At 68.7% G+C, this 20,123-nt stretch carries 22 protein-coding genes and 1 pseudogene; 7 read left to right on the top strand and 16 right to left on the bottom strand.

Going from position 1 to position 20,123, the window contains the following annotated elements; all coding sequences use genetic code 11:
- Positions 1 to 160: 160 nt before the first annotated feature.
- Entirely contained in the window at positions 161 to 1,606 is a 1,446-nt protein-coding gene (locus tag HHL28_RS03230) for an NADP-dependent isocitrate dehydrogenase (RefSeq protein ID WP_075772112.1), read from the bottom strand.
- Positions 1,607 to 1,860: 254 nt separating this feature from the next.
- On the opposite strand from HHL28_RS03230, the gene HHL28_RS03225 reads away from it, so the two are divergent.
- From HHL28_RS03225 to HHL28_RS03215, 4 genes are all read left to right on the top strand, one after another.
- On the top strand, positions 1,861 to 2,280 hold the full coding sequence (locus tag HHL28_RS03225) for a VOC family protein (protein ID WP_075772111.1): 420 nt from the start codon (positions 1,861 to 1,863) through the stop codon (positions 2,278 to 2,280).
- A gap of 75 nt (positions 2,281 to 2,355) precedes the next feature.
- Positions 2,356 to 2,847 carry a hypothetical protein gene (locus HHL28_RS18230; protein ID WP_404326388.1) on the top strand — a complete coding sequence of 164 codons (492 nt, stop codon included), beginning with the start codon at positions 2,356 to 2,358 and terminating at the stop codon, positions 2,845 to 2,847.
- Complete coding sequence (locus tag HHL28_RS18225) at positions 2,844 to 3,089, top strand: DUF1499 domain-containing protein (protein ID WP_404326387.1); 246 nt, start codon at positions 2,844 to 2,846, stop codon at positions 3,087 to 3,089. The genes HHL28_RS18230 and HHL28_RS18225 overlap by 4 nt, the downstream gene beginning before the upstream one ends.
- A gap of 66 nt (positions 3,090 to 3,155) precedes the next feature.
- Positions 3,156 to 3,440, top strand: a complete 285-nt coding sequence (locus HHL28_RS03215) for a hypothetical protein (RefSeq protein WP_075772109.1) — start codon at positions 3,156 to 3,158, stop codon at positions 3,438 to 3,440.
- Between the two features lie 60 nt (positions 3,441 to 3,500).
- Here HHL28_RS03215 and panC read toward each other — a convergent pair whose 3' ends face one another.
- The 6 genes and pseudogenes from panC to HHL28_RS03185 form a co-directional block, all read right to left on the bottom strand.
- Positions 3,501 to 4,361, bottom strand: coding sequence for a pantoate--beta-alanine ligase (panC, locus tag HHL28_RS03210; RefSeq protein ID WP_075772121.1), 861 nt, complete (start codon positions 4,359 to 4,361; stop codon positions 3,501 to 3,503).
- Positions 4,362 to 4,431: 70 nt separating this feature from the next.
- On the bottom strand, positions 4,432 to 4,872 hold the full coding sequence (locus HHL28_RS03205; protein ID WP_075772108.1) for a nuclear transport factor 2 family protein: 441 nt from the start codon (positions 4,870 to 4,872) through the stop codon (positions 4,432 to 4,434).
- Entirely contained in the window at positions 4,869 to 5,651 is a 783-nt protein-coding gene (locus tag HHL28_RS03200) for an SDR family NAD(P)-dependent oxidoreductase (protein WP_075772107.1), read from the bottom strand. Before HHL28_RS03200 ends, HHL28_RS03205 begins: the two co-directional genes overlap by 4 nt.
- Positions 5,648 to 7,257 (bottom strand): annotated as a pseudogene (locus tag HHL28_RS03195) (cryptochrome/photolyase family protein). The gene HHL28_RS03200 and the pseudogene HHL28_RS03195 overlap by 4 nt, the downstream one beginning before the upstream one ends.
- A gap of 4 nt (positions 7,258 to 7,261) precedes the next feature.
- Positions 7,262 to 8,020 carry a DUF6134 family protein gene (locus HHL28_RS03190; RefSeq protein ID WP_075772106.1) on the bottom strand — a complete coding sequence of 253 codons (759 nt, stop codon included), beginning with the start codon at positions 8,018 to 8,020 and terminating at the stop codon, positions 7,262 to 7,264.
- 85 nt (positions 8,021 to 8,105) lie between these two features.
- Positions 8,106 to 8,837, bottom strand: a complete 732-nt coding sequence (locus HHL28_RS03185; RefSeq protein ID WP_075772105.1) for an SDR family NAD(P)-dependent oxidoreductase — start codon at positions 8,835 to 8,837, stop codon at positions 8,106 to 8,108.
- A gap of 163 nt (positions 8,838 to 9,000) precedes the next feature.
- Here HHL28_RS03185 and HHL28_RS03180 point away from each other — a divergent pair, with 163 nt between their 5' ends.
- On the top strand, positions 9,001 to 9,492 hold the full coding sequence (locus HHL28_RS03180) for a Fur family transcriptional regulator (RefSeq protein WP_449687239.1): 492 nt from the start codon (positions 9,001 to 9,003) through the stop codon (positions 9,490 to 9,492).
- Positions 9,493 to 9,586: 94 nt separating this feature from the next.
- Here the strand turns inward: HHL28_RS03180 and HHL28_RS03175 are convergent, their stop codons facing one another.
- Together HHL28_RS03175 and HHL28_RS03170 are read right to left on the bottom strand one after the other, a co-directional pair.
- Positions 9,587 to 9,796: a type II toxin-antitoxin system RelE/ParE family toxin gene (locus HHL28_RS03175; RefSeq protein ID WP_404326383.1), complete on the bottom strand. Its 210-nt coding sequence runs from the start codon at positions 9,794 to 9,796 to the stop codon at positions 9,587 to 9,589.
- Positions 9,797 to 9,805: 9 nt separating this feature from the next.
- Positions 9,806 to 10,003: a hypothetical protein gene (locus tag HHL28_RS03170; RefSeq protein ID WP_169654678.1), complete on the bottom strand. Its 198-nt coding sequence runs from the start codon at positions 10,001 to 10,003 to the stop codon at positions 9,806 to 9,808.
- A 253-nt stretch (positions 10,004 to 10,256) separates the two neighbouring features.
- Here HHL28_RS03170 and HHL28_RS03165 point away from each other — a divergent pair, with 253 nt between their 5' ends.
- On the top strand, positions 10,257 to 11,426 hold the full coding sequence (locus HHL28_RS03165) for a CobW family GTP-binding protein (protein WP_075772102.1): 1,170 nt from the start codon (positions 10,257 to 10,259) through the stop codon (positions 11,424 to 11,426).
- Positions 11,427 to 11,468: 42 nt separating this feature from the next.
- Here the strand turns inward: HHL28_RS03165 and HHL28_RS03160 are convergent, their stop codons facing one another.
- Entirely contained in the window at positions 11,469 to 12,446 is a 978-nt protein-coding gene (locus tag HHL28_RS03160; protein WP_169654676.1) for a polysaccharide pyruvyl transferase family protein, read from the bottom strand.
- Positions 12,447 to 12,666: 220 nt separating this feature from the next.
- On the opposite strand from HHL28_RS03160, the gene HHL28_RS03155 reads away from it, so the two are divergent.
- Positions 12,667 to 13,800, top strand: coding sequence for a glycosyltransferase family 4 protein (locus tag HHL28_RS03155; RefSeq protein ID WP_075772101.1), 1,134 nt, complete (start codon positions 12,667 to 12,669; stop codon positions 13,798 to 13,800).
- A 110-nt stretch (positions 13,801 to 13,910) separates the two neighbouring features.
- Here the strand turns inward: HHL28_RS03155 and HHL28_RS03150 are convergent, their stop codons facing one another.
- The 6 genes from HHL28_RS03150 to HHL28_RS03125 form a co-directional block, all read right to left on the bottom strand.
- Positions 13,911 to 15,344, bottom strand: a complete 1,434-nt coding sequence (locus HHL28_RS03150) for a hypothetical protein (RefSeq protein ID WP_075772100.1) — start codon at positions 15,342 to 15,344, stop codon at positions 13,911 to 13,913.
- 445 nt (positions 15,345 to 15,789) lie between these two features.
- The gene (locus tag HHL28_RS03145) at positions 15,790 to 16,977 is read right to left on the bottom strand and encodes an outer membrane beta-barrel protein (protein ID WP_075772099.1); all 1,188 of its coding nucleotides are present in this window, start codon (positions 16,975 to 16,977) and stop codon (positions 15,790 to 15,792) included.
- A 2-nt stretch (positions 16,978 to 16,979) separates the two neighbouring features.
- Entirely contained in the window at positions 16,980 to 17,540 is a 561-nt protein-coding gene (locus HHL28_RS03140; RefSeq protein ID WP_075772098.1) for a polysaccharide biosynthesis/export family protein, read from the bottom strand.
- A gap of 87 nt (positions 17,541 to 17,627) precedes the next feature.
- Positions 17,628 to 18,737: a GDP-mannose 4,6-dehydratase gene (gmd, locus tag HHL28_RS03135; RefSeq protein ID WP_075772097.1), complete on the bottom strand. Its 1,110-nt coding sequence runs from the start codon at positions 18,735 to 18,737 to the stop codon at positions 17,628 to 17,630.
- A gap of 296 nt (positions 18,738 to 19,033) precedes the next feature.
- Complete coding sequence (locus HHL28_RS03130) at positions 19,034 to 19,609, bottom strand: hypothetical protein (RefSeq protein WP_075772096.1); 576 nt, start codon at positions 19,607 to 19,609, stop codon at positions 19,034 to 19,036.
- 159 nt (positions 19,610 to 19,768) lie between these two features.
- Positions 19,769 to 20,092 (bottom strand): hypothetical protein, encoded by a 324-nt coding sequence (locus HHL28_RS03125; protein WP_075772095.1) that lies wholly within the window; start codon positions 20,090 to 20,092, stop codon positions 19,769 to 19,771.
- Positions 20,093 to 20,123: the final 31 nt, after the last annotated feature.

The following is a 20,123-nucleotide window of genomic DNA, read 5'->3' as shown; positions in this document are numbered from 1 at the left end:
ACCACAGGGGTACCGCCATGGGGCCACAGTTCCTGTTGCAGTGCAATATGGCTGTCATCAGGGTCGGCACGGCAGGGGTGTGGGGTGGCCCGACACGGACCACCCCCTCTACCTTATGGCGTAGGCCTTTCGGCTTGTACACTGTCCGTAGGGTCAGGTCTCACTGCCCCTGGCCCAGGCTGTAGCCCGCCACGCCGTCGAAGGTGCACAGCGTCTCCGTCTTGATCACGTCCAGGCCGGCCTCCACCAGGCGGGACATCAGGTCCACCACCTGCAGCCCGGTGACGCTGCCCGCCGTCGCCATGAAGCGGCAGCGCCAATGGTCCACCAGGAAGGTTTCCGGCATGTAGCCCGGCCAGACCTTCACGCCCCGGTTGGTGACCATCTGCAGGGACAGCCCCTTGCCGTCACCCCGCTTCAGGATCGCGGCCAGGTCATCGGGCGTGCCGCCGGACCATTGGACGAACATGTCCACGCCCACCATCTCCTTCCGCGCCTTGCGCGTCGGGCTGGCCTTGGGCACGGGCATGCCGCCGGCCCGGCCCTGGTAGGCCACGGGCTTGAAGTGCCGGGGCCCCTCCCCCAGCCGGTCGATGACCGCCTGGGCGAAGGCGCGGGTGCCCACCGTGGCCTCGGTCTTGCCACCCTTGGCGATGTCCGCCGTGTGGACCCCGTCCTCCAGGGTGCGGAGCCAGGCGTTGTGGATGCGGGTCGCCGCCTCCGCCTGGCCCACATGGTTCAGCATCATCACGCCGGACAGCAGCAGGCCCGACGGGTTGGCCTTGTCCTGGCCCGCGATCATGGGGGCGGAGCCGTGGATGGCCTCGAACATGCTGACATGCTCGCCGATGTTGGCGGACCCGGCGAGGCCGACGGAGCCGGTGATCTGCGCCGCCACGTCAGACAGGATGTCGCCATACAGGTTGGGCATGACGATCACGTCGAACACCTCGGGCGTGTCGGCCAGCCGGGCCGCGCCGATGTCGACGATCCAGTGCTCCTTCTCCAGGTCCGGGTACTCGGCGCCGACCTCGTCGAAGACCTTGTGGAACAGGCCGTCGGTCAGCTTCATGATGTTGTCCTTGCTGAAGCAGGTGACCTTCTTCCGGCCATAGGTCCGGGCATACTCGAAGGCATAGCGCACGATGCGCTCACAGCCCGGCCGGGTGATCAGCTTCAGGCACTGGAAGACCTCGTCCGTCTGCCGGTGCTCGATCCCGGCATAGAGGTCCTCCTCGTTCTCGCGCACGATGACCACGTCCATGGTCGGGTGCTTCGTGGCGACGAAGGGGTGCAGGCTGGCGCAGGGCCGCACATTGGCGAACAGGCCCAGGGTCTTGCGGATGGTGACGTTCAGGGACTTGTAGCCGCCGCCCTGGGGCGTGGTGATGGGCGCCTTGTAGAACAGCTTGGTCCGCCGCAGGCTGTCCCAGGCCTGCGGCTCGATGCCTGACGTGTGGCCGCGCTTGTAGACCTTCTCCCCGATCTCGATCACCTCCATGTCCAGCTTGGCGCCACCGGCCTCCAGCACACGCAAGGACGCTTCCATGATCTCGGGGCCGATGCCATCGCCATAGGCCACGGTCACGGGTACGGGCTTCACCATCGTCCAGTTTCCCTTTCCGGTGCCGGGCCACCCTTGGCCGCCCGCAGGAAGGGCGGCGGGGCCGGCATCCCTCGGCCAACCCCACCCGGCGCTTTGCCCTTTGGGATAGCGGGGGACATCAGATCGGGGAAATTGATTGTTCTGATCCGATACATTGGATAATCGGCATGTGTCGCCCCACCCCTGGGTTGGCGGCAGGCGAGCCATATGTTATGGGCCGAGACCGAACGATCCCGTATCCGCTGGAGAACCCGATGAAGTACCTGCACACCATGGTCCGGGTGACGAACCTGGAGCAGTCGCTGGACTTCTACTGCGACAAGCTGGGCCTGAAGGAAATCCGCCGCATGGAGAACCAGGCCGGCCGCTACACCCTGGTGTTCCTGGCCGCGGAGGAAACGCCGGACGCCCAGGTGGAGCTGACCTACAACTGGGACCCGGAGGAATACACGGGCGGGCGCAATTTCGGCCATTTGGCCTTCGCCGTGGACGACATCTACGCCACCTGCCAGCGCCTGATGGACAAGGGCGTGACCATCAACCGCCCGCCGCGGGACGGCCACATGGCCTTCGTCCGCTCCCCCGACAACATCTCCATCGAGCTTCTGCAGAAGGGCGGGTCCCTGCCCCCGGCGGAGCCGTGGAAGAGCATGCCCAACACCGGCGTCTGGTAAGCCAGGCTCCGGCCGACTGACGACAATGAAGGCGCCGGGCACGAACCCGGCGCCGCTTCATGGGGAGCCCCGGCGATGGCCGCGAACAAGCACATGCCCTGGATCGTCCCGCTGGCCTTCCTGGTCAGCGTCGTGGCCGGCCTGATGGCCGCCGGGGGTGGTCCCGGCTACCGGCTGGGGGTACTGGACCTGCCCACCGCCTTCGCCGGCATGCGCTATGGCGCTTATGTGGGCATCGCTGGTGCCCTGCTGAGCCTGGCCGCCGCCATCATCGTCCGTCCGGGCACGGGCCGGAAAGGCTTCGTGCTTGCCCTGGCGGGGCTGGTGCTGGGTGCCGCGGCCTTCTATGGCCCCACCAGCCTGCGGGGCCAAGCCCGCTCCGTCCCGCCCATCCACGACATCAGCACCGACACGCAGGACCCGCCTTCCTTCGTCGCCGTCCTGCCGCTCCGCGCCGGGGCGGCCAACCCGCCGGACTATGCGGGGCCGGAGACGGCGGCCCAGCAACAACAGGCCTATCCCGACCTTGCCCCCTCACCCTGCCCCTCCCGCCTGCCGAGGCGGTGAAGCGGGCGGAGGCCGCGGCCCGCGACATGGGCTGGGACATCGTGGCGGTGGAGCCCGCAGAGGGCCGGGTGGAGGCCACCGCCACCACCGCTTGGTTCGGCTTCAAGGACGACGTGGTGGTGCGCGTCCGCCCCGAGGGGGATGGCAGCCGGATCGACGTGCGCAGCAAGTCCCGCGTGGGCCGCAGCGACCTGGGCGCCAACGCGGCCCGCATCCGCGACTACCTGGCGCGCCTGAAATAGCCATATCCCCCCGTGCCGACCGGCCTCCCCCCCTGTTCTGGGGAGGGACGGAGACGGGAGGTCGGCATGTATGACAGCGGCGGCGTGGACGGCCAGGTGATCTGGGCCTTCTTCATGGTGCTGGCGATCCCCATCGCCGCCGGCATCTTCACCTTCTTCGCCACGCGCGCGGACAAGAAGCGTCGCGCCGTGGCCGAACAGGCCAACCGTCCCGACCTGCTGCCCCCCGACGCGGCAGAGGCCAACCAGCGGGAGGCCACCCTGCCCGAAGCACACCCTGACAACCGCCCGCCGCGGATCGAGCCCGTGCACCTGGTAGACCCGGCCGGGAAGACGGCGCGGCAGGGTTAGGCCTCCCGCCTAAAGACCCTATCACCCACATCTCATTTCATACGTGTGAGTGCCTCGCCCTCAGACCGGAAAATTGTCCAGCAAGCGCGTCTTGCCCAGCCGCGCGGTGCAGACCACCCGCGCCGGCCCGTCCAGCCTTTCCAGCGGTTCCAGGCTGGCAACGTCCACAACGGCCAGGTAATCCACCGCGTCGAACCCGGCCGCCAGCAGGGCCCTCTCCCCCGCGGCCACCGCGTCGGCCACGGTACCCGGCTCGGCGCGCACCCGCTCCACCACATCGCGCAGCACCCGGTTCAGGCTGGCGGCCACGGCGCGCTGTTCCGCCGTCAGGTAGGCGTTGCGGGAGGACAGGGCGAGGCCGTCCGCCTCCCGCACCGTGGGCACGCCCTCGATGGACACGGGGATGTCCAGGTCGCGCACCAGCCGGCGGATGGTCTGGAGCTGCTGGTAGTCCTTCTCCCCGAACAGGGCCACATCGGGCAGACCTTGCAGCAGCAGCTTGGTCACCACCGTCGCCACGCCGTTGAAGTGGCCGGGGCGGAAGGCGCCCTCCCACCGGCGGGTCACGGGACCGACGTCAATGCTGGTGGCGAAGCCGTCGGGGTACATCACCGACACGTCGGGCGCGAACAGCAGGTCGCAGCCGGCGGAGGCCAGCTTGGCCGCGTCGCCCCCCTCGTCCCGGGGATAGCGGGCGAAATCCTCGCTGGGGCCGAACTGGGTGGGGTTGACGAAGACGCTGGCGACGACCTTGTCCGCCAGCGCCCGCCCCCGCCGCACCAGGGTCAGGTGCCCGTCATGCAGGGCGCCCATGGTAGGCACCAGGGCCACGCGCAGCCCCTGCCCGCGCCAAGCAGCCACCTGGGCGCGAAGGTCGGCGACGGTACGGACGGTGGGCAGGGACATGGCGGTCGGGTCCATCAGCAAAACCGGAACTTCCGGGGGGAGTTAAGGCGCCCAAGCCCCGGGCACAAGCGGCGGTATCACAACCCTAATCCGCCATGCGCTTCTTGATGGCCCGCAGGACCCAGCCCAGGACCGGCAACCGCTCATAGAACTGCTCCGCCGCGTCCCAATGGTCGATGTGGCTCTGCACCATGCCGGCATGGTCGAAGCGCACCTCCGACATGCCCTCGATGGTCAGGGGGCGGGCCTGGCCCTTGACCCGGAAGGTGAAGCCCCAACGCAGGAAGGCGGTCTGTCCCGAGGTGGCGTGGTCGCGCACGATGAAGCGGGGCTGTTCCACCCGCTGGTACATGTTCTGGAAGACATGCTTCATCCGGTCCCGTGACCGGAAGTCGTTGAACGGGTCCTTGAAGTGCACGTCCGGCACGGCCAACCGGTCCAGCCGGTTGACGGTCTCCGGCCGCAGGTCCTGATAGAACCGGATGTAGGCCTCCACGGCCTGTTCCACCGGGACCGGGGCATTCATTTCGGGACCGTCCTCCGCACGATGTTGAAATAGGCCGGGTAAGGCAGGCAGCGCAGCCGCTGGAGCCAGAAGGTGAAGCGGCGCGGGAAGGTAATCTCGAACCCTTCCCCCTTCAATCCCGACACAAGTCGCTCCGCCGCCTCCTCCACCGGCATCAGGAAGGGCATGGGGAAGTCGTTCTTGTCGGTCAGCGGGGTCTTGATGAAGCCGGGGCTCACCAGCTGCACCTTCACCCCATACCGCTCCACGTCCAGCTTCAGGGATTCCGCCAGGTTGATCAGCGCCGCCTTGGTGGCCCCATAGGCCAGCGACCGCGGCAGCCCCCGGTAACCCGCCACGCTGGAAACGATGGCGAGGTGGCCGAGCTGGCGGCCGATCATGTCGGGCAGCAGGGCGTCCAGGCAGTGGATGGTGCCCATCAGGTTGATGTCCACCGTCTGCCGGTACTCCTCCGCCTTCAGGGTACGGGCGCTGTCGGGCTTGAAGGTGCCGGCGTTCAGCACGGCCAGGGCCACCGGCCCATGTGCCGCCTTGATCCCGGCCACCGCGGCCCTTGTGGCTTCCAGGTCCACAAGATCGACCGGCCACGGAACGATCCGCCCCGGCCCCCGGGCGCGGGCGGCCAGGGCTTCCAGCGCGTCGGCCCGGCGGGCGCTGGCGACCACGGTCCAGCCCTCCCCCGCCAGCCGCAGGGCCACATGCTCCCCGATCCCGCTGGAGGCACCGGTGACCCAGGCCACGCCGTCGGCGGGCATGGGCGTGCGGATCGGGAAACTCATGCATCCTCCTGATGGCGGGTCGTTCCGGCTGCGAACAGGTCCGGGCTGCTAAGGGCGGGTTTCGTTACGCTTCCGGTCCCGTACAGGTTTTCCAGGAAGCGGGCGCTGTCGGCGCGGAAGCCGTCGCGCTTGGCGGGGGCCATCTTGTCCAGGGTCTTGTAGATCATGCCCATGCGGGGGTTGCCGCGCAGCTTGCCCTCATTCTCTATCAGGAAATTCCAGTAGAGATAGTTCATGGGGCAGGCATCGGGCCCGCTAGTCCGGGCCACGTCGAAACTGCACCGGCCGCAATAGTCGGACATGCGGTCGATGTACTTGCCGCTGGCTGCATAAGGCTTGCTGCCCAGATAGCCGCCGTCGGCATGCATCACCATGCCGTGGACGTTGGGCAGTTCCACCCACTCATAAGCGTCGGCATAGACGGCCAGGTACCATTCCTCGACTTGCGCCGGCTCCACCCCCAGCAGCAGGGCGAAGTTGCCGGTGACCATCAGGCGCTGGATATGGTGGGCATAGGCCTCACGCCTGGTCTGCCCCACCACCTCCGCCAGGCAGCGCAGGGGCGTCTCTCCCGTCCAGTACAGGTCCGGCAGGGGCCGGTGGGCCCCAAGGTGGTTGGTCCGGGCATAGTCGGGCATCTTCAGCCAGTAGATGCCGCGCACATACTCCCGCCAGCCCAGGACCTGGCGGATGTACCCTTCCGCCGCGTTCAGCGGCACCCGTCCCGCCCGGTACTCCGTTTCCACCCGGCGGCAGACGGCGCGCGGGTCCAGCAGGCCGCAGTTCAGGTACTGGCCGATGACGCTGTGGAACAGGGTATCCTGGCCCATGGCCATGGCGTCCTGATAGTCCCCGAACAGGGGCAGGGCGTGTCTGACGAAATGCTCGAAGGCGGCCTCCGCGTCCGCGGCGGTGACGGCGAAGCCGAAGGGCTCAAGGTCGCCGAAATGGTTGCCGAAGCGGCGGCGCACCAGGTCCAGCACCTCTGCCGTCATGGCGTCCGGCGCCACGGTGAAGCGGGGCGGCACGGGCTGGCCCCTGGGCAGGCTTTTGCGGTTCTCCGCGTCGAAGTTCCACTGGCCGCCTTCCGGCTCGCCGTCCGGGTCCAGCAGGATGCCGTGCTCCCGCCGCATCTCCCGGTAAAAGAACTCCATGCGCAGCTGCTTGCGGCCCTGGGCATGGGCGCGGAAGCGTTCCGGGGGGCAGAAGAAGCGGGTATCCTCGGCAATCTCCACCGGCAGGCCGCAGACATCGCCCCAGCCCCTCATGTCTTCCCAGACCCGCCACTCCCCGGGGAAGGTCACCGCCACCCGGTCGGGCCGGTGCCGCTCCACCGCGCGCAGCAGCTCCCCCGGAAGGACCCTGTGTTGCCGGGCTGGTCCAGCCGGACATAGTCCACCCGCACCCCCTGCCGCCGCAGGTCCTCCGCGAAGTGGCGCATGGCGCTGAACAGGAAGGCGATCTTCTTGGGGTGATGGCGGACATAGGTGGCCTCGTCCCACACCTCCGCCATCAGCACCGTGTCGGCGGCCTTGTCCAGACCACGCAGGCTTGACAGGCCGGGGCTGAGCTGGTCGCCCAGCACGAAGCGAAGGGTGCCGGGCATGGCGTCAGTTCCGCGCCCCGGCCTGGCCGAACACCACCTCTGCCGCCTGGCCGGGGCGGACCAGCCCCTCCGGGTCCAGGACATAGCCGATGTCCTGGCCCTTGGCCTTGAAGGCCAGCTTCACCCAGGCGTCGTTGCGGTCGTACCAGATCTCGATGGCGTTGGTGGCGCCGGGCGGGTTGGTCAGCAGGCGGATGGTGTGGTGCCGGGCCGGGATGTCCTGCCCGCCGGCCCGGATCACCTGCTCCCCCTTGTCGTCGATGGCGACATCCATCAGCAGGCCCCGCTGCGTGTCCAGCAGCCGCGGGGCCTTCAGGGTGGCGATGTTCCAATAGCTGGTGGGGATGATGTCCGGCGGGGCGAACAGGCTTCCGCGGCTGCTCTCCACCGCGAAGGCACCGTCTTTGGCCTGCCCCTTGACCCAGTGCTTGTCACCGTCGTCGTTGGTCCTGGTATCCAGGCTCACCAACCGCCCGTCCTGCCAGACCTCCCGGTTCGTGTGCTTGTACCGGTAGGCGGTGATGAAGGCGACCTTGACCTCGAAGCCGATCTCCTTGTCGACGATGAACCGGTCCCCCTCCCGGCTGAAGCGCAGCCGGTGGTAGCCCATGGCGTCGTCGCCATTGCGGAAGACGCTGAAGGGGATCTGGCCGGTGCCGGGGATTGTGGCGGCACCGGCCCGTCCCGGGAGCCCGGCCCAGCCCAGCGCCGCGACGCCGGCCGCGCCCGCCACGAATCCCCTGCGCGACAGCGCCGGAACCATGCCCGCCCTCCCCTTTCGATCCTGCTCGGATTGAAGTAGGGCGCGGGTGCCCGGTCCGCAACGGCTGGTGAGGGAGGAACCGACGTCAGCCCTTGTTCCGCAGGGTCGACCGCCCGCCATCGACGCCCAGTGTCTGGCCGGTGATCCAGCTTGCATCCTCCGACAGCAGGAAGGCGGCCGCGGCGGCCTGGTCGTCCGCCTCGCCCAGGCGGGGGATCGGGTGCATGTTGGCGATGCCCTGGGCGAACTGGTCGCTGGTCAGCAGGGGATGGGCAAGGGGCGTGCGGGTCAGGGACGGGGCCACCAGGTTCACCCGCACCGCCGGCGCCCACTCCGCCGCCAGGGACCGGGCGAGGCCGGCCACGGCCCCCTTGGCGCTGGCGATGACGGAGTGGTTGGGGAAGCCCTGCTCCACCGCCACGGTGCTGAACAGGACCACGCTGCCCTTGGCGGCCTTCAGCCCCTTCTCCGCCGCCTTCAGGGCGGTGACGGCGCCGGCCACGTTCAGCCGGTAGGCCTCCATGAAGTCCTCCGCGCTGGCGGCCTTCAGCGGCTTGATGGTGATGGTGCCGACGCAATAGGCGAGGCCCGCGATCCCGTCGCCGGAGTCGGCCTGCTGCACCGCCGTGGTCAGGGCCTGGTCGTCCAGCACGTCGGCCGCGGCGCTGCCGACGGCGCCCAGGCTTTCCGCCAGGGGGCCCAGCTTGTCGCCGTTGCGGGCGACCAGGAACAGCGGCCGCTTCTGCGCGCTCAACCGCCGGGCCAGGGCCTCGCCGATGCCGCCGGTGGCGCCGATGACGATGATGGGGGCCGCCATGTCTCTCCTCTCCTCAGCACTGGGTCCCGTCCGGGAATTCACCCGATGGCTGCCTCAACTAGGGCGGGGGCGCGAAAGGTCCATCCGTCCCGTCGAATTCGGCGACAGGCGTCCCCACCTGTACTAGGGTTGGCGAAACCTGGACGTGTCAGGGATGGAGAGAGTGGGCGTCACCGCGCACCAGCATCAGCCGAGCAACGGCCACCGCCACGACCACGCCGCCTGCGTGCACGGCGCCATGGACCGGGCCCGCGACCTGTGCGAGGCGCGGGGCGTGAAGCTGACCGCCCAGCGCGCCCGGGTCCTGGAACTGGTCTGGTCCAGCCACCAGCCCCGCGGCGCCTATGCCATCCTGGAGGACCTGTCCAAGGACGGGAAGCGGGTGGCGCCCCTGACCGTCTACCGCGCCCTGGACTTCCTGCTGGAACAGGGCCTGGTCCACCGCATCGAGTCCCTGAACGCCTTCGTCGGCTGCCCCCAGCCCGGCACCAGCCACACCGGCCAGTTCCTGGTCTGCGAGCGCTGCGGGGAAGCGACGGAACTGACCGACACCACGGTGCGCGACACCATCACCGCCGCCGCCGCCGCCCAGGGCTTCACCGTGACCCGGCAGACGGTGGAGGTGACGGGGCTGTGCCCGGGGTGCAGGGGCTAAAGGGAGGACCGGTCCTGCCCGGGCCCGAAGATGCGGATGACCAAGATGGTGTCGTCGCCGCTACCGGGCCCAGTGCTCCAGATGAGCTGGTAGATTACCCGATGCCCTCGACACCAAGCTCCCGCAAGCCATCGTGCCGGCTTTGGGCGCCCAGATACGGGTAGGTTTTCACGTTCCTGAGGGCTTGGGTAAGCCGGCGAAGCTTTTGGCGGGCTGCTGGCCCGGATCCCGGTTGGGTGTACCAGTCCCCGATCTTGTCCAAATCGCGGGCGGCGCGATCCGTCAGCTTCACCCGCCAAACCATCGGGCCCGATCACCGCCCAGATTGCGGCACAGGTAAATTCTCACCGCGTTCAAGGGCATCGACCCAAGCCTCGATATCTTCCAGGTCCACCACCCGTCCGACGGCAAAGTCCTGCAAGCCAAGCTCTATCTCGGCCCGCTCTTCGGCGAGGCGCGCGGCAAGATCATCGGGCGTCTCCTTGCCTCGCACCCATGCTGGCTCCGCCATGACCAATCCCCCGCGACGTGCTGGATATGAAGAAAGGAACCGAGAGGTTAAACGTCGAAATGCATAATATAGCATTCAGTTGCAGGAAGGCAAGAAACCTCGCTCCAGCTCACCCTGCCCCCCGTAACCGTCTCATCAGGCTTGCGGCACGGGATGGCGGGTGGCATTGGGGGAGCCCCTTCCTCATATAGCTTCCACGATAACACGGCGGGTGGCACCCTGCACCGCCGTTCCCCTGGAGCCGACACGACCCATGACCGCGACCCAGACCCCGCCCGCCCCGACGCCCCGCCTGCCCATCTCCGTGCTGACCGGGTTCCTGGGCAGCGGCAAGACCACGCTGCTGTCCCGCCTGATCCGGGACCCCGGCATGGCCCGCACCGCCGTGGTGATCAACGAGTTCGGGGAAGTCGGGCTGGACCACCTGCTGGTCAGCAAGGCGGATGAGAACACGGTGCTGATGGATTCGGGCTGCCTGTGCTGCACCATCCGCAGCGACCTGTCGGACACGCTGCGCGACCTGTACATGCGCCGCCTGCGCGGTGAGGTGCCGGAGTTCGACCGGGTGGTGATCGAGACGACGGGCCTGGCCGACCCGGCCCCCATCCTGCACACGCTGATGACCGACCCGCTGATCGCGTCGCGCTTCCGGCTGGACGGGGTGGTGACCACAGTGGACGCCGTCCACGGCATGAAGCAGCTGGACGAGCATGAGGAAAGCCTGAAGCAGGCCGCCGTGGCCGACCGGGTGGTGCTGACCAAGACCGACATCGCCGACAAGGACGCGGTCTACAATTTGCGCCACCGCTTGCAGCACCTGAACCCCGGCGCCACCCAGGTGGACGCCCAGAAGGACGAGTCCCTGCCCGTCCTGCTGTTCGAGGCCGGGCTGTACAACCCGCAGACCAAGTCCCTGGACGTGCAGCGCTGGCTGAAGGCCGAGGCCTATGAGGGCGACGGCCACGACCACGGGCACGACCATGACCATGGCCACCACCATCATGACCACGGCCATGACCACGATCACGACCACGCCCACTGCGACCATGACCACGGTCACTGCGCCCACGACCATGGGCATGACCATGACCACCACCACGACGCCAACCGCCACAACGACAAGATCCATTCCTTCGTCGTGACGCATGAGGCGCCGCTGTCCTGGGACAAGCTGGTGGGTTTCTTCGAGACGGTGGCCCAGGCCCACGGCGACAGCATCCTGCGCGTGAAGGGCCTGCTGAACGTGGAGGAGGCGGAGCGCCCCATCGTCATCCACGGGGTGCAGCACCTGTTCCACCCGCCGGTGCAGCTTGAGGGCTGGCCCACCGACGACCACCGCACCCGCATCGTCTTCATCGTCAAGGACCTGCAGAAGGACACGGTGCAGGCCCTGTTCGACGCCATGGTCACCGCCAAGGCCTGATGCGATGAAAGGGGCCGTCCCAGGCGGGTGGCCCCTTTCCCCTCACACCCGCACCACGTCGCAGCCTTCCAGCCAGGCGGCGTGGTAGCGGGACAGCTTGCCATAGCTGTTGTCGGTATAGGTGACCGGCCGTTCCAGCAGGCAGGACAGGATGATGGCGTGCAGCCGGTTGGTGGTGACCGCGTCATGGGCGGCGAAGGTCCGCACCATCCGGCCGACGATCCGGTCCCGCAGGCTGTACCAGAGCCGGTGGTTGGGGAAGCGGTGGCCCAACCTGTTGTCCAGCCGCACCCAGCGCAGCAACGCCTTGAAGGCGGCCATTTCCGCCGGCGTCACCATGTCTTCCCAATCCACGGGCTTGCCCGCCTGGCTGCCGAACTGGTCCGCGTAGTCCACCTTCTCGATGTCCACCCGCCAGAGGCACAGGGTTCCTTGCCCGCCCGCCTCCTGCCCGGCGCTGAGCGGCCAGAGGGCATGGGCCATGTCGGGGAACATGTGGATGGGCATGCCGCCCAGGGCAGGGCCCAGCAGCTCACGGCTTTCATGGTCGCGCACCGTGATGGTCAGGTCCCGGTGCCGCTTCAGGACGGAGGCCGTGCGCCGCAGGTTGGCCGCATCGCGGAAATGCACGGACTGGGGCATCACCACGATCTTGTTGTGGGGCAGGTCGGCCACCACCCGCTCCCGCAGTTCCTGGTGCACGCCGTACAGGTCGCCGAAGTTGCCGCCGCCATGCAGCAGCACGGTGGTGTCCTGGCTGATGCGGGTCCAGTCCCGCGGCGTCGCGTCATGCACGCAGGCACGGCCCACCACCTCATAGCCGTGGGCGGCCAGCCAGGCCTCCGTGCCCAGATTGATCAGCATGTCGCCGACATTCAGGTGCAGCGGATAATCCAGGTACAGCACCGGCCTACCCCGGGGGATGAAGTCGGCCAGCCCGTCAAGCCGGCCCTTCAGCCCTTCCATGGCGGCGGCGTGGCCGGGGGCGAGCGGCGGGGAGCTGCTGCGGGCGGCGATCATGGGCGGGCATCCGGGGCAAGGGTGCGGAACCTGGGGTCCGGGCACTCTACCCGCCATGCCGCACCGCGGCAGGCGCCATCAAGTAAGTGCCGGGGGCAATTGGATTTACCCAGATCGAACCGCCGACAATGGCGTATCGCCGCGCCTATACAGGGGTTGGGAACCGGCCCGGCCCGCCCGGGCCCTTGCCGATGCCGGGGCACCCGGCGGGGAGGGATGCATGCGCTTCGCCTATGTCTATGACCTGGACGCCAGCGACATCAACGTGCAGTCGGGCCGCCCCTTCTCCATCCTGTCCCAGATCGAGCGGCGCACCGGCCCGGTGGAGCGGGTGTTCCCCCTGGAGGACCGGGTGAAGTACGTCTTCGCCCCGCGCTACGCCTTCAACCGTCTGCGCGGCCTGCGCTATCGCCCGGATCGGGAAACCCTGTTGCTGCGCAGCCTGGCCCGCCAAGTGTCCAAGCGCCTGAAGGGCAGCGACGCGGATTGCGTCTTCTGCCCCGGCTCCCACGCGGTGGCGGAGTTGGAGACCAAGTTGCCGAAGATTTTCTGTGCCGACGCCACCTTCCAGAACGTCATCGGCTTCTACGACAGCTTCTCCAACCTGGCCCCCTCCTACCTGGCCCAGGGCCACCGGCTGGAGCGCAAGGCCCTGGCGTCCTGCGCCGCCGCCATCTACCCGTCCGACTGGGCGGCGCAGAGCGCCGTGCGCGATTATGGCGCCGACCCGCGAAAGGTCCATGTCGTGCCCTTCGGCGCCAACGTCCAGGCCCCCGACCGGGCCACGGTGGCCGACCGCATCGCCGCCCGCCCCACCGACCGGCTGGTGGTGCTGTTCAGCGGGCGGGAGTGGGAACGGAAAGGGGCGGACATCGTGCTGGCCGCCTGTGAGATGCTCCAGGCCGGCGGCATCCCGGTGGAACTGCACCTGGTGGGCATCCGCCAGCCGCCGGTGGCCCTTCCCCCCTTCGCCACCAGCCACGGCCTGCTGAACAAGCGCGACCCTGCCCAGAACCGGCTGATGCAGGACCTGCTGGCCAACGCCCACGTCATGTTCGTGCCGTCCCGGGCGGAGAATTATGGCATGACCTTCTGCGAGGCCGCGGCCTACGGCCTGCCCTCCCTCTCCACGGCGGTGGGCGGCATCCCGACCATCGTGCGCGACGGGGTCAACGGCTGGTGCCTGCCGCTGGAGGCAGGGCCGGCGGACTACGCCACGGTGCTGGCCGGGATGTGGGCGGATTATCCGGCCTACTTGGACCTGGCCCATGCCAGCCTCGCCGAATACCACGCCCGCTTGAACTGGGACGCCTTCGGCGACCGGCTGATGGAGATCGCCAAAAGCGTGGCGTGACGCTGACGTAGGTCGGATTAGGCGCGCCAGCGCCGTAATCCGACGGCACCACACCACATGCTTCGCTGTCGGATTACGTGGGCCCGGGCCCGCTAATCCGACCTACGCCCTCACGCATACCCCGCCCGCGGCCCCAAGGCCATCCGCACCCCCTCCGCCACCACCCGCCGCTCCGCCGCGCGGTGGGCGGCGATGGTGCCGGTCAGGAAGGCGAAGCTGACCCACAGCATCACCATGCTGAGGTTGGGGTTGGAGAAGGTGTGGATCATCAACAGGCCCAACAGGTGCCAGCGCAGGGGCGCCAGCTCCGAATCCCTGGACCGGCTGCCGTCCTCCCGCGTCACGGTGCGGGGCCGCAGCAAGTCCACGGCGAACAGGGCGAAGGCCAGGAAGCCCAGCACGCCCACGTTGGACAACAGGGTCAGCGGCAGGGCGCTGGGCTTGTGGCTGCCCAGGCCGATGCCGATGCCGCCCGTCTCCACCGTGATGTCCAGGGCCATCAGGTTCACGGTGGAGCGTTCCTCGAAGGAGGAGCTTTCGGTCTTCTGCAGCACCATCTTCTCAAAGACGGTCTGCACCGCCTCCAGGTTCTGTACCACATAGACCGTGCCGCCGAAGGAGGCGGCCAGCAGCACCAGGGCGGCCGCCGCCCCGCCCAGCCGCAGCCTTGGCATGGCGATGCGCCGGCGCAGGAACAGGGCCAGGCCCGTCTGCGCCACCAGCAGCCCGAACACGCCCATCACCAGGAACCCGGTGGTGGAGCGTGACAGGAACAGGGCGACCAGGCACAGCCCGATCATCATCACGCCGAAGCTGGTGGCCTGCTGCCGGAAGCGGAACCAGGCGAAGTACAGGAACCCGGCGTAGAAATAGGCCAGCGCCGACGGCTCGGAAAAGGGCCCGTTCACCCGCAGCTCGCCGAACAGCATCTGGTCCATCCCCCGGTACATGGGGTTCGACTGGAAGAAGCTGGTGGGCCAAGGGATGAAGCCGAAGCGGAAGCTGGCCCAGTGCCACAGGCAGCAGACGGACGCGAAGACCAGGGCGATGGACATGCCCTTGTACAGCAGGTCCACCCGCTCCTCCTCCGGTCGCCGCGCCACCTGGTGGGCGACGGCATAGAGGATGGCCACGTGCAGGGCCAGATAGGCAAGCTGGGTGATGTTCTCGCGCCGGAACACATAGGGTGCGGCGCGGTCCAGGTCGAAGCCGTCCGACCCGCCGATGACGTAGATCTCCCCCTGGAACATGACCAGCGCCGCCCACAGGGTCAGCACCGCCAACATCAGTAGCAGGAACATGGGCGTCATCAGGCGCAGCACGTGCCGGTTCAGCGCCTGGGGCTTCAACAGCACCTCCACCAGCGTCCGACCGACGATCATCAGCCCGAAGAACAAGCCGGGCTGCAGGCCGAAGGAACCGAGCTGGAGCACCGACGCCGCGTGCAGCAGGGCGATGGACGGCAGCGCCATCAGCGCCCAGCGCCAGGGCGCCAGGATCAGCAGCAGGCAAAGCGGGATGAGGATCAGGCCGGTCAGGGTCATGGGGGTCCCGAGTTCTGGTCCCGACGGACTATGGTGCAGATGCGGCCCGCGGTGGGCGGCGCGGAAGGGGTGCCCTGTTCCCTCCCCCTGGCATTGTCCCTTCTCCCTGGGGAGAAGGTGGCGCGGTAGCGCCGGATGAGGGAGACGGGTTCCTCGAGACATCCCCCTCTCCCCCCCGGGGAGAGGGTCGGGGTGAGGGGGAATCAGCAGAAAGACACTTGGTCCCTACGTCCACCTCCCTCACCCGGCTCGCTCCGCTCGCCACCCTCTCCCCAAGGGGCAGGGCTATCGCATATGAAAATCCCAAGTACGTTCCGTGCATTTGGAACCGCTCTTCGGATAGCGATTCTGCCCGGAACGCGCTTAGCAGAGTTCGATGTTTGCCGGGCGGAAGCGGGTCGAGCGCCATATGCGATAGCCCTGCCCCAAGGGGAGGGCACTAGCCTTACAACCTCACCCTGATCCCCAGCAGGATGTTGTTCTGCTTGTACTCCCGGCCCGGGCTGTCCGACTCCCGCCGGCGGTGCTGGACGGAGGCGGTAAGGCCCAGGTTGCGGTTCAACTGGTACTCCCCGCGCAGTTCCGCTTCCCAGCGGCGGTCGCTCCCGTCGTCCACACGGCCGAAATCGTCGATGGCGTAGTTGACCCGCGCCTCCGCCGACAGGTTCAGCAGGAAGTCGTGCCGTACCGACAGTTGGAAGCGGGTGCTGACCAGGTTGCCGGCCCCGGGCCGCGTGTTGGGGGCCTGGCTCCGCACCGTGCTGGCCGTCACCGTCGTCAGGGCCGACGGCTTCCAGGTCAGCCGCCCGTTGACGGCGAAGCTGGTCAGGTCCTTGAACTGGTCGGACCGGTAATCCTGCTTGAAGACGCCGACGCCGATGTCGCCGACCCAGATGGTGGACAGGTCGAACCGCGCCCCGGCCAGCGCCGTCAGGGTGGTGGAGGTGGCGCTGTCGAAGTTGGGGAAGTCCTGCCAGGCGAAGGCCGGTTGCAGGTAGGCGCTGAGGCTGGGTGAGAGCGCATAGGATACGCGGAGCGACGCCTGCGCGTCGTCCCGGTCCCGGTCGTTCAGCAGGCCGGGATAGTCCACGGTCCCGCCGAAGCCGGTGACCGACAGGGCGAAGTTGTTCACCCGCCGCTCATACAGCAGCGACGCGCTGTAGCTGTCGAAGCGGATGTTCTCCGCCGGCGGCAGGTTGGGGTCAACGTCCTGGAAGTTCCGGATCTCCGCCTGCCGGCGGAAGCGCAGGTCGAAGCCGACGGTATCGTCCTCCGTGGCGTCGAACTGGCCCGACAGGCCGGCGATGATGCTGGTCCGGTCCTGGTTCTCGTTCTCCCGGTAGCGGCGGGCGCGGACCTCCAGGTCGGCGTTCAGGGTGTCCCGCGCCCACAGGGTGTTGGCGGTGAACCCGGCCACGAACTCCGTCACCAGGTCGGATTCCTTGTCGGTCCGGTTGGCGAAGACGTTGTCGGTGTAACGGGCCACCACCCCCGCGGTGGGATAGATCTCCACCAGGCCCAGCCGCACGCCCAGGGGGCCATAGGGCGATTGGGCGGCGACGGGAAGTGTCAGGCTGCCGGCGGCGGCGAGGGCCGCCGCCGACCGGAGCCACCCGGCACGGCGGGCGGGCATGGTCAGAACACCCGGTCGAAGACGTAGATGACGTCACCGGGGCGGACCTGGGTGCTGCGCTGGGCCACCCCCTCCTCCGACTTGCCATCCACGGTGCGGACGATGGACACCTCGTCCGTACGGGCCCGCACGGTGAAGCCGCCGGCCACCGCCACGGCGGTCAGCACGGTCATGCCGGGTTGGTAGGGGTACTGGCCGGGCCGGGCGACGCTGCCCAGGATGAAGAAGGGGCGGAAGGACTTCACCTCGACGCTGACGTTCGGCTTCTCGAAATAGTCCTTCTGGAGCCGGGCAAAGATGGCCCGCTCCAGGTCCGGCACCGTCTGGCCGCGGGCCGGGATCGGGCCCACCAGCGGCAGGGACACGGTGCCGGCGTCGCTGACCGTGTATTCGCCGGACATGGGCTGGCTCTCCAGCACGATCAGCCGGATCGTGTCGCCGCTGTCCAGGCGATAGGCCTCTTCCGGCTTGTTGGCCAGGGGCGCGATGCGCTCGGCCCCGGTGCAGGCCGCCAGCAGCAGCGCCATCGCCGCCGCGACCAGGGTGCGGAACTTCTGACCCATGGAAAACCTCCCACGCTCGCCTGATGACGGTCGGGGCTTGTGCCGCCCCGTCCCGATGGGAAACCGCCCGGGCCGCCGGGCGCCAGATCAGATGGCGGCGACCACCGCGGCCAGCCGGTGGTTGCCGGTCGCCTTCGGCGGCGTCTTGATGCCGTGTTCCGCCGCCACCACGCCCAGGTCGGCGGCGACCATGTCGCGCACCAGCTCCGGGAAGGTGACCTTGTGCTGCCAGCCCAGCTTGGCACGGGCCTTGGACGGGTCGCCCAGCAGCAGGTCCACCTCGGTGGGGCGGAAATAGGTGGGATCGATGCGCACCAGCACCTTGCCGCTGGCCGCGTCGATGCCCTGCTCCTCCACGCCGGCTCCCTGCCAGGTGACCTTGCGGCCCACCTCGGCGAAGGCCAGCTCCACGAACTCGCGCACCGTGTGCATCTCGCCCGTGGCCAGGACATAGTCGTCGGCCACGTCCTGCTGCAGGATGCGCCACATGCCCTCCACATAGTCGCGGGCATGGCCCCAGTCGCGCAGGGAGTCCAGGTTGCCCAGGTACAGGCAGTCCTGCACGCCGTACTCGATGGCGGCGACGGCGCGGGTGATCTTGCGGGTGACGAAGGTCTCGCCGCGGATCGGGCTCTCGTGGTTGAACAGGATGCCGTTGCTGGCGTGCATCCCGTAAGCCTCGCGGTAGTTCACCGTGATCCAGTAGGCGTACAGCTTGGCCGCCGCGTAGGGGGAGCGCGGGTAGAAGGGCGTCGTCTCCCGCTGCGGCGTCTCCTGCACCTTGCCGTACAGCTCGGACGTGCTGGCCTGGTAGAAGCGGGTCTTCTTCTCCAGGCCCAGGATGCGGATGGCCTCCAGCACGCGCAGGGTGCCGATGCCGTCGGCGTTGGCGGTGTACTCCGGCGTCTCGAAGCTCACCGCCACGTGGCTCTGGGCGGCGAGGTTGTAGATTTCGTCCGGCTGGACCTCCTGCACCAGGCGGATCAGGTTGGTGCTGTCCGTCAGGTCGCCATAGTGCAGGCGGAAGCGCACGTCCGGCTCGTGGGGGTCCTGGTACAGGTGCTCGATGCGGCCGGTATTGAAGGAGGAGGAGCGGCGCTTCACGCCGTGCACCATGTACCCCTTGGACAGCAGCAGCTCCGCCAGGTAGGCACCGTCCTGGCCGGTGGCACCGGTGATAAGGGCAACTTTCTGCACGCGACGATCTCCCCCGAAGCCCAAAGCGGCCGGCGCGGCCCTATCCCCGCGAAAGGGGTGGGGCCGCGCGAATGGCGAAGACCATACTGCGCTTCGGGGGCCCGGGGTCCAGCCGGGCAAGGGAAGTAGCCCGCGCCCCCTGCTGCGCCGCACCATGGGGCGGGGGACTCACCCCGACCGGTTAGGGAAACCGTCACCGGCCGGTGGCGACAAGGAACCCGACCCCTCCCCGAAAGAGAAGGGTCAGGATCAAGCGGCGCCTCAGTCCGCTTGACGCCGGCAATTCAGGGGGCGGCTCACGCCGCGGCCCGGACCTGCGGGGCGGCGGCCTGGGGCTTCACGCCCAACGGGCGGGTGGCGGGCTGCTTCAGCACCACGTCCACATAGCGGCCGCCGGACTTGGCATAGAGGGCGGTCACCGCCGCCTCGGGCATCAGCCAGCCGCGGGGCTTGCCGTTGCTGCTGGGGCGGACGTCGTCCTCATCGTCATCGAAATCGTCATCGGCGAAGTCCTGGGCCGCCGGCTTGGCCTTGGCGGGCTTGGCGGCTTCCGGGCGGGCGGCCGCGGGGCGGGAGGCCATGGGCCGCGGGGCGGTGCGGCGGGCGGGAAGCTCGGGCAGCTCCTCGGCGGCCGGGATCACCACCGGCTGCGGGGCGGGCACGCAGGGTGCGGGCTGGCTGGCCAGGGCGGCCACGGCGTCCGGCAGGGCCTGCCGGCGCACGGCCATGCTGGGCGGCTGCACGTTGTTCGTCCTGACGACGCCGATCACCTCGGCCGCGCGGACGCCGATCATGGCGGCGATGTCGGTGATGCCGTGTCCGGCCTTGTAGGCCTCGACGATCCGGTTCTCGATCTCAGTCAGCGTCGTCATGGGGACCCCCCTCCGCATTCCAGGCACGTGAGACCCTAAGGGAGCCCTGAAAAGGTAAAGAGGAGACTTAAATCAGGCGCCAAACCGGCTACGAAAAAGGGGGATGCGGCGGGAAAAGGGGGCAGGCCGTGCAAGCGGCCTCCGGGGGTTGGCGCCTCATCAGCCCCCGGCGGGCAGGAAGCGCAACCAGCCGCGCCGCCGCTTTGCCCCCTGCCGGCAGGGCGGCGGCAGCCCCTCATACTCCAGGTCGCGCAACGTTGCGTAATGCAGGTCGGCGAAGGCGACGGCAGTCTCCAGGTCTTCCGCCGCGAAGCGCAGGCCGGGCGGCAAGCCCGCCTCCCCCAGCACCCATTCCGGCTCCGGGTGGCTGGCAAGCGCGCTGGCGCAGACCCGGATGGTGACGCCGTCCTCCATCACCTGGTAGATGGCGCGGGTCGGGTCATGGTCGCGGCGCACATAGAAGCCTGGGCGTGCCTTCGGCACGGCGTCCTCCCCCCATCCCGGGGCGCCCGGG

The organism is Aerophototrophica crusticola, assembly GCF_012913305.1.
In the GTDB taxonomy this organism is placed as follows: Bacteria; Pseudomonadota; Alphaproteobacteria; order Azospirillales; family Azospirillaceae; genus Niveispirillum; species Niveispirillum crusticola.
The sequence above is the reverse complement of the archived record's forward strand: the minus strand, read 5'-3'. Positions and strand labels throughout refer to the sequence as shown.